At 70.1% G+C, this 9443-nt stretch carries 7 protein-coding genes; 4 read left to right on the plus strand and 3 right to left on the minus strand.

Annotation, left to right across the window (positions count from 1 at the left end; translation table 11 throughout):
• The first annotated feature begins 252 nt into the window (after window positions 1-252).
• From IT306_22625 to IT306_22635, 3 genes are all read left to right on the plus strand, one after another.
• Window positions 253-915 (plus strand): histidinol-phosphatase, encoded by a 663-nt coding sequence (locus IT306_22625; GenBank protein ID MCC7371229.1) that lies wholly within the window; start codon window positions 253-255, stop codon window positions 913-915.
• Complete coding sequence (locus IT306_22630) at window positions 915-2252, plus strand: DEAD/DEAH box helicase (protein MCC7371230.1); 1338 nt, start codon at window positions 915-917, stop codon at window positions 2250-2252. Before IT306_22625 ends, IT306_22630 begins: the two co-directional genes overlap by 1 nt.
• Before the next feature lie 84 nt (window positions 2253-2336).
• Window positions 2337-3695 (plus strand): DUF790 family protein, encoded by a 1359-nt coding sequence (locus IT306_22635; GenBank protein ID MCC7371231.1) that lies wholly within the window; start codon window positions 2337-2339, stop codon window positions 3693-3695.
• A gap of 151 nt (window positions 3696-3846) precedes the next feature.
• On the opposite strand, the gene IT306_22640 is transcribed toward IT306_22635, so the two are convergent.
• From IT306_22640 to IT306_22650, 3 genes are all read right to left on the minus strand, one after another.
• Window positions 3847-6306, minus strand: coding sequence for a DNRLRE domain-containing protein (locus IT306_22640; protein ID MCC7371232.1), 2460 nt, complete (start codon window positions 6304-6306; stop codon window positions 3847-3849).
• A 482-nt stretch (window positions 6307-6788) separates the two neighbouring features.
• A complete protein-coding gene (locus IT306_22645) occupies window positions 6789-7715 on the minus strand; it encodes a hypothetical protein (protein ID MCC7371233.1) in 927 nt (308 codons plus the stop codon).
• Between the two features lie 162 nt (window positions 7716-7877).
• Complete coding sequence (locus IT306_22650) at window positions 7878-8300, minus strand: hypothetical protein (GenBank protein ID MCC7371234.1); 423 nt, start codon at window positions 8298-8300, stop codon at window positions 7878-7880.
• 548 nt (window positions 8301-8848) lie between these two features.
• On the opposite strand from IT306_22650, the gene IT306_22655 reads away from it, so the two are divergent.
• Window positions 8849-9443: hypothetical protein (locus IT306_22655; protein MCC7371235.1), on the plus strand; the 595-nt coding region annotated here is incomplete at its 3' end.

Here is a 9443-nt window from a genome sequence, read left to right on the forward strand (position 1 = left end):
TTCCACTCCTGGTCAGCACGGGTGACTGACCGCAACGGAAGCTGACGACCCGCCGACCTGACAACGTTCCACGGCAACGAGCCGTGCCAGGGTGCGCCGCCCGACCGCTGCCCGCCGTGCAGCGCGTGAGCAGGCCGCCGCCGCATCGGTCCGATCTGGGCCTCGATGCTCCGCGCCACAACGGTCTTGTGGCGCCGCCGACCCCATGTTCTGTAAAATAGAACATACGTTCTACTATTGTGGAGGAGTGGCGTGGCGAACCGCGAGTGTGCGCTTGAGATCTTCACCGTTGCCTCGCTGCTCGAAGCGCGGGGCGCCAACCCCTACCGCGTGCGGGCCTACCGGCGTGCTGCCCTGCGTCTGCTCCGGATGCGGGAGGATGCCAGCGTCTACCTGAACGAGGACGGCGAGCTTGCCCTGCCAGGGCTCGGGGTGCGCCTGCGGCGCAAGCTGGGGGAGCTGGTACGGACGGGAAAGCTCGGCTTTCATGACGAACTGCTCGAGGGGGAGCCGCGCGCTGTCCGCACCTTGATGACGATCCCCGGCATCGGGCCGAAGACCGCCGACCGGCTGATTGGCGAGGCCAGGGTGCGCGGGTTGAAGTCGCTGGTGCGAGCGGCCCGCCGTGGACGCCTGCACCGGATGGCGGGCGTGGGCGAGACGCGCGAGCAGGCCTGGAGCGCCACCGCCGAGACGATGCTCAGCGCCATGGCCGCCGCACGGGAGGCTCGCCGGCGAGGCCGCGCTGATCGCCTCACCGGCCGCCACGTAGGCGCCGAGGCAGGCGGCCACCCAGGCAGCCAGGGGGAGCAGCTTCCGCTTCCACTCACCGTATCCGAGCGGGAGTCGGGCGGCGCTGCCGTCACCGCCCCTGAGGTCGCCGCGCCGACAGCTTCCCCGACGAGGGCCGCCTGATGGTTGCCGCCAGCGCTGCACGGGCCGCCCTCGCGGCCAAGCTGACCATCAGTGACGCTGACGGTGATGACGGCCTGTCGTCGGATGACCTTCTCGACATCCTCGAAGAGCTGCCGCCGGAGGACGCCGGGCCGGCCCTCGATCCGGAGCTGCTCGATCGGTATGGGCTTCCCGTTCCGCCGCGCCTCACGCTCCAGGCTCGCCCGTACCAGCGCGATGCGATCCGCCGCTGGCTCCAGGCGGACGGGCGCGGGGTGGTCGTGCTGCCCACCGGCGCCGGCAAGACGGTCGTCGCGTTTCACGCGCTGGCGGAGGCCCCCGTTCGCACGCTGGTGATCGTGCCGACCATCGAGCTGCTGCGGCAGTGGCATGCCGGGCTGATCGAGAAGGCTGGCCTGCCTGCGGACAGCGTCGGGATGGTCGGCGGCGGCGAGCGGACGGTCCGCCCCGTCACCGTGATGACCTACGACTCGGCGGCGATGCCCCGGCGTCGGCTGAACGAGTTCGGGCTGCTGATCGTGGACGAGGTTCACCACCTGCCCGCGCCGACCTACCGCGCCATCGCCGAGAAGGCGTCGGCCCCCTGGCGGCTCGGGCTGAGCGCCACGCCCGAGCGCGCGGATGGCGGCCACGACGACCTGGCCCGGCTGATCGGTCCGGAGGTGTACCGACGGCGGCCAGCCGATCTTGCAGAAGAGGGGCACATCGCCCGCTACCGCGAGAACCGGATCTACGTCGATCTGACCCCCGAGGAGCGCGCCCGCTACGACCTGCTCTCAGCCGAGTGGCGCTGGTATCTCTCGAGCAGGCGCAGCTCGCTCGGGCGCGGCGGCCTGTTCGAGCAGTTGATCCGGCAGAGCACGCACGACCCGGCCGCGCGCCGGGCGCTCCAGGCGCAGCGGCAGGCCCGCGGCATCGCGCTCAACGCCCAGAGCAAGATCGACAAGGTGGCCGAATTGCTGGCGAAGCATCGGAACGAGCCGGCCATCGTCTTCGCGGAGCACGTGGCGACGGTCGAGGCGATCGGGCGGCGGCTGGCGCTCCCGACGATCACCTATCGGACCCCGCCCGACGAGCGCCGGCTGGTGCTGGAGCGTTTCCGCTCGGGGGCGTACACCAAGCTGGCGGCCGGCCGCGTCCTCAACGAGGGGGTGGACGTGCCAGACGCGCGGGTCGCCATCGTCGTCAGCGGGAGCGCCGCGACCCGCGAGTACATCCAGCGGCTCGGGCGGGTGCTGCGGCCGAAGCCCGGCGAAGCGCTCCTGTACGAGTTGATCAGCCGCCGCACGACGGAGGGGAAGGCGGCGTACCGCCGGCGAGCCGGCAGCGGAACGTAGACCCGCACCCGCACCCCACGACCCACGACCCACGACCCACGACCCACGACCCACGACCCACGACCCACGACCCACGGAGCCATCATGCCTCTCTCGGCCAAAGACGTCCGGTTCACCGCGCGGCGAGCTGGCGACGGCGATCCACAGATCTACCCCCGCCTGATGAAGGATCGGGCGATCCTTGCCAACATCGACGTGGCCCTCCAGTATTTCGAGACGATGGTGGGCGAGCAGCGGCGCGCGCTCGATCCGGAAGCGCTGGTCCACTTCTTCGGCGACTACAAGGTGGCGCGCGGGATGGTTGCCAGCATCGGGCGAACCTATCGGTACCGGACGCCGCTGCTGGAGGAGGTCGTCTCGCGGACGGCCTGGAGCAAGCTCCAGCGGGCCGGCGTGCTGGGGCCGGGGGCGCTGCGGGTGCTCCTCTGGGACGCCGCCAACGAGGACCGTGCGGGGTTCCTGGACGGCGTCCGACGACAACAGGTCTTCTCGCAGATGGAGGGCCGATTCGGGCTGCGGCCGGGCCAGCTCGATCGACTGGCGGCGCTCGACGCGCCCGAGCACGCCATCCTGACCCGCCTCGGCCAGCGTCCGCGCCCGGCCGACGTCCTGGCCGAATACCGTCGGTCGGCGGTGGCGGCCCTGCTGATCCACAGCGAGCGCGTCGAGCTGACGCTGGCGCGGCCCGGGGCCGGCAGCCTGGATCGACTGCGCGCCCTGGCGGAGATCGACCGGGTCGAGGTCGATCTGGTGGCGGAGAGCGGCGGGGGGCGGATCGCCATGCGCGGTCAGCCGGACGCGTTCGGGTCGTTGGCGCGGCAGGGGCGGCGGGTCGCCCGCTTCGTGGCGCGTCTGCTGGACCGCTGCGGCGCACAGGTCGAGGATGGCTCAGCCACGGTGCTGATCCGTGGCCGGCGCGGACGCCTGAAGCTGAGCGGTGAGACGCTGGCGGCCCTGACGCCCCACCCCGAGCGAGAACCGTGGGTCGGTGACGGCTGGGACGCGCCGCGGGGTTGGGACGACGCGGCCATCTGGGAAGGTATCGGCCCGGGGCAGGCGTCCGAGCCGGGCTGGGCCGTGCGGCGGGAGCCAGAGCCGCGCGCCTGGGAAGGCGGCGTCGTGTCGCCCGACCTGCTGGTGCGTCCGGTGGGCCAGGATACGGGCAGCGGCATCCTGGTCTGCCTCCTGCGGACGGCCGCTCAGGCAGCGCGGCTGGCGGCGCTCCTGCCCGGGTTGCGCGGCGGCGAGCCGCTGCTGTTTGCCGGCCCCGGCGAACTGGTCGAACCGCTGCGGGAGGCGGGCGGCTGGACCGTTGAGCTGGACGCGCCGTCGCTCGCGCCCATCGTGGCGGTGGTGGCGAGGCGGGCGCTGGCCGAGGGACCGCTGACGCCGCTCGGGCAGCCAGCCGCGACCACCGAGCGCCGTCGGCGACGGGTGGCCTGAACCCGGGTGGCCTGCACCAACGCGACGGTGGAATCTCCAGGCCACGGCTCCGAGGCGACCTCACCCCCGAACCCCTCTCCGGCACGGAGAGGGGTTCGGGGATGAGGTCGTTCAGGCGATGGCAGCCCGCGGTTCTCAGGTTGGACCGGGTTCAGTTGCCCCAGGTGATCTCGAGCGTCGGGCGGCCGGCGCTGTTCCAGTCGCCCGTGTTGGATGTCACGAAGTACTTCCCCGAGTGGTACGGTTCGTCGGGCGAGTAGAGCACCAGGGCGAGCGGCGACCCCGACGCATAGGCCGATGCGACCGCCGCACTGACGTCCCAGGTTCGCTCGACGCCGGGCCAGACGATGGTGTCCTTGAAGACCGGGACGACGGCCCGCGAGACGTTCTCACGCGCGAGCGGGGCCGTGTTCCAGGTGAGCGTTGACTCGCTCCACCCCTGGTCCGTCGTCGAGACCTCGATCACCGAGGGGTAGAGGGTGTCGGATGTCGATCCGGACCCGCCAAACTGGTGCAGGACGAGCCGAGCCGAGACAATGCGCTTACCGGCGGGCACCGACCCGAGCGGGAACGTCACATAGTACTTCGAGAAGCAGGGCCAGTCGCCGATATCTGACTGGTTCTGCACATTCATGTCGGTGCGGCCGGCGTAGTTGAAGCTCCCCCACTGGTCGAAGTAGACCGGGTCCGCGGCGCCGCCACAATCGGCGCCGCCGCCAACTGCCACATCGGGGACGGAGGGGCCGCCGGTCGTCTGGCGGATCGAGACGGTGCCGGCCGCCGTCGTCGGCGCGGTGTAGGTCGGCAGGCCGAAGCGCGCCTCGCCGGACCAGGACGCCTGCGAGCGCTGCGCGCCGGCGTCATCATCACGGTCGAAGGTCGTGACCACGAGCGGCCAGACCGTGCCATCGGCGGGCGCTGAGATCCCGAGGCTTGAGAAGGGGATCTGGAAGGTGGCAACCCAGCCACGGTCGTCCACCGTGCTGCTGAACGCGCCGTTGGGCGCATTGCCACGCCAGCCAGCCGTCGTCGTGAACGGGACGGCCGGGCTGGAGCGCTGATAGTTCGTCCGCGCCTCGAACCAGCTGAGCTCGGAGACGAACCGGTAGGTGCCGGTCGGCGCGGTAATCGTCACGCCGACCGAGTCGTACTCCTCGAGGCGGCTGGTCTGGCCAGACGGATCGTAGCGCAGATGCATGTCCATGACGTTGGCCTGGACCCAGAGATCCGTCGAGGAGTAGCTGATTCGCACGTCGGTGTAGTTCTCGGACGGGGTCACCCGGCCGTACCAGAACACGGCGGCTTGCCCCGGCACGAACGATCCGCTGAAGCGCGGCACGTTGATGCGTCGGCCGCTCGAGGGCACCGACGTGGGCGTGACGGTGGCGCTGGGCACCGGCGTGCTCGTCAGCGTCACCGCAGGTGTGCGAGTGACGGTCGGTGTGAGCGTGGGGGTGGAGGTGGGGCCGGGCGCAGTTCCCACGATGAACGCGTCCACGCCCACGAAGTACGCGGTCGACGCCGTCTGCTTGGCGCGGCTGAGCACAATCCGAATCGTGTGTGAACCGGAGGCGACGTTGTAGGTCACGGTCTTCTGCGACTGGGCCGTGCCGTACTGGTCGAGCGTCCCCACCACCGCGCCGTCGATGCTGATCTGGGCCTGCCCACGGTTGGTGTCCTGGCGGTAAACCAGGGTCACCGAGGTGCCGGTGAACGTGAAGGCTGCCGCGTCCCCGGCGAACTCGCCGACGCGCTCCGAGCCGCCGATGGCCGCCGTGTCGTTCTGGGTCGGCCACCAGCCCGTGAATGTGATCTGGGCGCTGGTGCTGTCAACGGTCGTACCCGGTCCTGACGTCGCGGTCGGCGCCGCGGTATTGGTGGGGAGCGGTGTGCGCGTCGGCGTGCGGGTGGCCGTGGCCGTGGCCGCCGGGGGCGACGTCGGCGTGCGGGTGGCCGTGGCTGCCGGGGGCGACGTCGGCGTGCGGGTGGCCGTGGCCGTGGCTGCCGGGGGCGACGTCGGCGTGCGGGTGGCCGTCGCGGTGGCTGTGGCTGCAACTCCGCCACCGACCACGAAGGCATCGACGCCGACGAAGTACGCCGTCGATGCTGTTTGCTTCGCACGCTGCACCACCACGCGCACGGTGTGCGTGCCGGAGGCGACGTTGTAGGTCACGGTCTTCTGCGACTGGGCCGTGCCATACTGGTCGAGCGTCCCCACCACCGCGCCGTCGATGCTGATCTGGGCCTGCCCACGGTTGGTGTCCTGGCGGTAAACCAGGGTGATCGAGGTGCCGGTGAACGTGAAGGCTGCCGCGTCCCCGCCAAACTCGCCGACGCGCTCGGAGCCGCCGATGACCGTGGCATTGGTCTGGGTCGGCCACCAGCCCGTGAACGTGATCTGGGCGCTGGTGCTGTCAACGGTCGTGCCAGAGATGGGAGTCGGGGTTGCCGTGGCGCCAACCTGGCGGACCTCCTCGATCCTGGTGGGTGCGCCAGTGGCGGCGGACGCCGAATGCTCCGGACGACCGAACGCCAGGACGAAAATAGCGCCAAATATCAGCAGCGCGAATGCACGTCGATAGCTACGAGCCTGACTCAATTGCGCCACCATCGTCCTCCGGGGGACTTGAGCACAAGCCAGAACGCTGGCCGGCTTTTCTGTACGCTGACTGCCATCCATGGCGATGCACGATGATGTGGTGAATCGCTGAGCGGTTCCCGCCTACATATGCTCCCGCTCGCCGGTCTTTTGAGACTTGATGCACCAGCGATACGCTCGCAGGTTCACGGCCTGGGGGGCCGTCTACAGCGCACTCCCCAGAGCGTCTGCTCGAGAGAAACGCTCAAGGTATGCGGCACGGGATTGCTCGAGGGGTGAGGGTAACAGAAAGGCCGTGCGTAGAGCACAAGCATTGCAAGGTATTTGGCATACACCGCGTCTGTGCGCGCGATCGTGCACGCACGGTGAGCGAAACGAGCACAGATCGTTCTGGCAAGCAAACGCGCACGATGACGGTCGCCGCGCGCTGAGCCAGCCGCGTCAGTCGCCGCGGACGCCGTCGCTCCGGGCGCCTGTCCGCCGGCCAGCTATCGTCAATGGGGGCGCGGCGACACCGTCACGACCCAGTTGCCGGGCGCTTCGACTTCCAGGACGTAGCGCCCGGGCGGGATGCGCTGCGCCGGCGTGACCTGCTCCAGAAAGCGCTCATCAGGCGGCACGACTGTGCGAACCAGCTCGCCCACCCGTACGCCCGACTCGGCATCGGTGAGCAGGACGACAAAGGCCCCGCCGCCATGCTGGCCGCGATACGCGATCCAGTCCAGGGCGTACACGCCGCCGGCCAGCGAGAAGCGTCGGGTCAGCACACTCGACTCGCCCAGCAGCGTCTGCTCGGCCTCGGGGGCGGCCGGCGACGGCGTCGGCACGGCCAGTGAAACGGGCGGCATCGCGCTCAGGGCGCGGGGCACACGCTGCTGAGCCAGCACGGTGATGCCGATCGCCAGCAGCCCCAACCCGACCCCGGCCAGGGTGAGCGCCGAGATGCGCGGCCATCGCCGGGGTCGGCGGGCGGGGGCGCTGGTGACCGCATGGGCAGGGGCGCTGGTGACGGCACGGCTGAGTGCACGGGCGGGGGCCTGCGCCAGCGCGCGGTCCGGCGCTGGCCGGGCCGCCGGCGCGGACGCGCTGGCCGGCTCCTCGGGCAGTCGTGGGGAGGCAGGGACCAGGCCGTCGGCCAGCAGCAGGCTGTTGGCGGCGGCCGCCGCCTGGAGCGCGCCGAGCACGTCGCCGTGGTCGCGGTAGAGGCGCGCCAGCCATCGGAGATGGTCGGCGTTGACGGCGCCCGCCTGGATGTTCGCCTCAAGCAGCGCAATCGACTCGGCCAGCATGTCGCGCCGCTCGAAGATGCCAGCCAGCGCCACCCGCGCATGCTGTCTCTGGGCCGGTGTCCCGTCTCGCAGCAGCAGGAGCCAGGCGCTGGCAGCCGCGTCGCCAGCGTCATCGTCGTCAGCGTTCCACATACCTCTGCTTTGCGCCACTGCACATTGCGCCACCGCGCACAGGCCGCATCACGGCATCAACAGTTGTCCCATCGCCCTGCGCCGTCTTTCTAAGACCGCGTGACGAACATCGTTCCGTTTGCTTGCACACCTCTCGTGTCAGGCTCTGCCCACCATGGCGGGCTAACTGGATGGACCCCGCTGCATCGATGGCAGACAGTCCAGCCCTCCGCGCTGAAAACTCTCATCGGGCTTGAGGAACCGGCAGACCTTTTCCGTGAATGCCGCGCTGTTGGCGCTTTTGAGCCGCGCCGCGTTGACGCCAGCGTCCGCCCGATCCGCTTCCGCCTCCGTACGGGCGTGTGAAGCGGCTTTGAGCCACTGCAACGCAACCGCCGCCGGATCAGCATGGGTCCAATCCAGCACCCTGGCCAGCATCGCATGCGCGGGATACGCCACGTCATCTCGGTCGAGCCACTGCGCCAACGCCTCGGGAACGAACGGCGATTCGTTGAGATCGATCGGCGCGCGATGCAGCCGCGCGCCCAGGCCAATCAGTACGCCGAGCAGCAGGATGAGCGACCAACGTGTGACACGGCGTAGCATGGCTGTGTCGCTCCCCATGTGCACGGAACGTAGTACGGACAGTCTATCGGATATCGAGTCATGAGCGGTGGTCCTGAGTTTGGATGAAGATCCATCACCGTTCTGCTGCCTGCGGTTGTGGCAGCAGCCGCTCGGCGCCTCACCACCCGCCCCGGGCCGGCCGGCGAGGCCTCCAGCCGGCGGCTGCACACCGGGACCATCCACCGCACCATTCTGAGGCGCACTCTTCGGCAAGTTTTGGGCAGTCCCACCTATCAGAAACGCTGCAATCCCTGGATCGACCGCCCGGGCTCGTGTAGGATGGCTCAGATTTTGAACCGTTTCGAAACACGTCCGTCATCGAGCGGTCACACACTAGTGAGATAGATCGTGGACAGAATACGGCGGCGCATCGTGTCTCGGCGCTCCAGGATGTGACGTATCACCGTCTTTTGTGGCTTCGAGTCCAACCCGCAATGTCGGCACATTGCCAGCATCGTGCAGCAGCCAGTCTCCCGGAGGGCGACGCCATTCGTTCCAGCAAGCAGCATGCGTGATCGGAGGCGTGCATGACGCGATCACCCCGAACCTTCGGTGCGGTATCGCGCCTCGCTTCGCGCATCACGCGCCGGCAGGCGCTGGTGGGACTGGTAGCCGGAACGGTGGGCGCGGGGCTGCACGTCGGCGGCGCGCTCCATGGGGACGCGGGTGGCTCCGGCGTCTCGACTGCTGAGCGAGGTGGCCGTCCGTCCGTGCTCGACGCGGTCGTGGACGCCGCGCGCGTGGCCCCCTCATCCGCCTTTGCCAGCACAGCGCAGGCCCCGCTGGCCCAGACGTCGACGACGACCTGGCACCAGCACGGCGGCAACGCGGCCCGGACCGGCGCGAACGACGCCACCCCCGTCGGCCCCTGGACGTGGCTCTGGAGCGACGGCCCAGACACCAACGGCGGCACCTCGACCTGGCGGGGCATGGTCCCCGTCGAGGCGTTCCCGGTCTGCGGCGGCGGCCGCCTCTTCATGCCGCGCGGCACGGCCGGCGTCTGGGCCTGGGATCTCGCCGCCGGCGCCATCGCCTGGCGCTTCACCGGCGTCGAGGCCGTCGCCAGCGGCGCGTACGATCCGACCTCTGCGAGCCTGCTGGTCGGCGCCACCAACAACCGGC

Source organism: Chloroflexota bacterium, assembly GCA_020850535.1.
GTDB lineage: Bacteria > Chloroflexota > UBA6077 > UBA6077 > JACCZL01 > JADZEM01.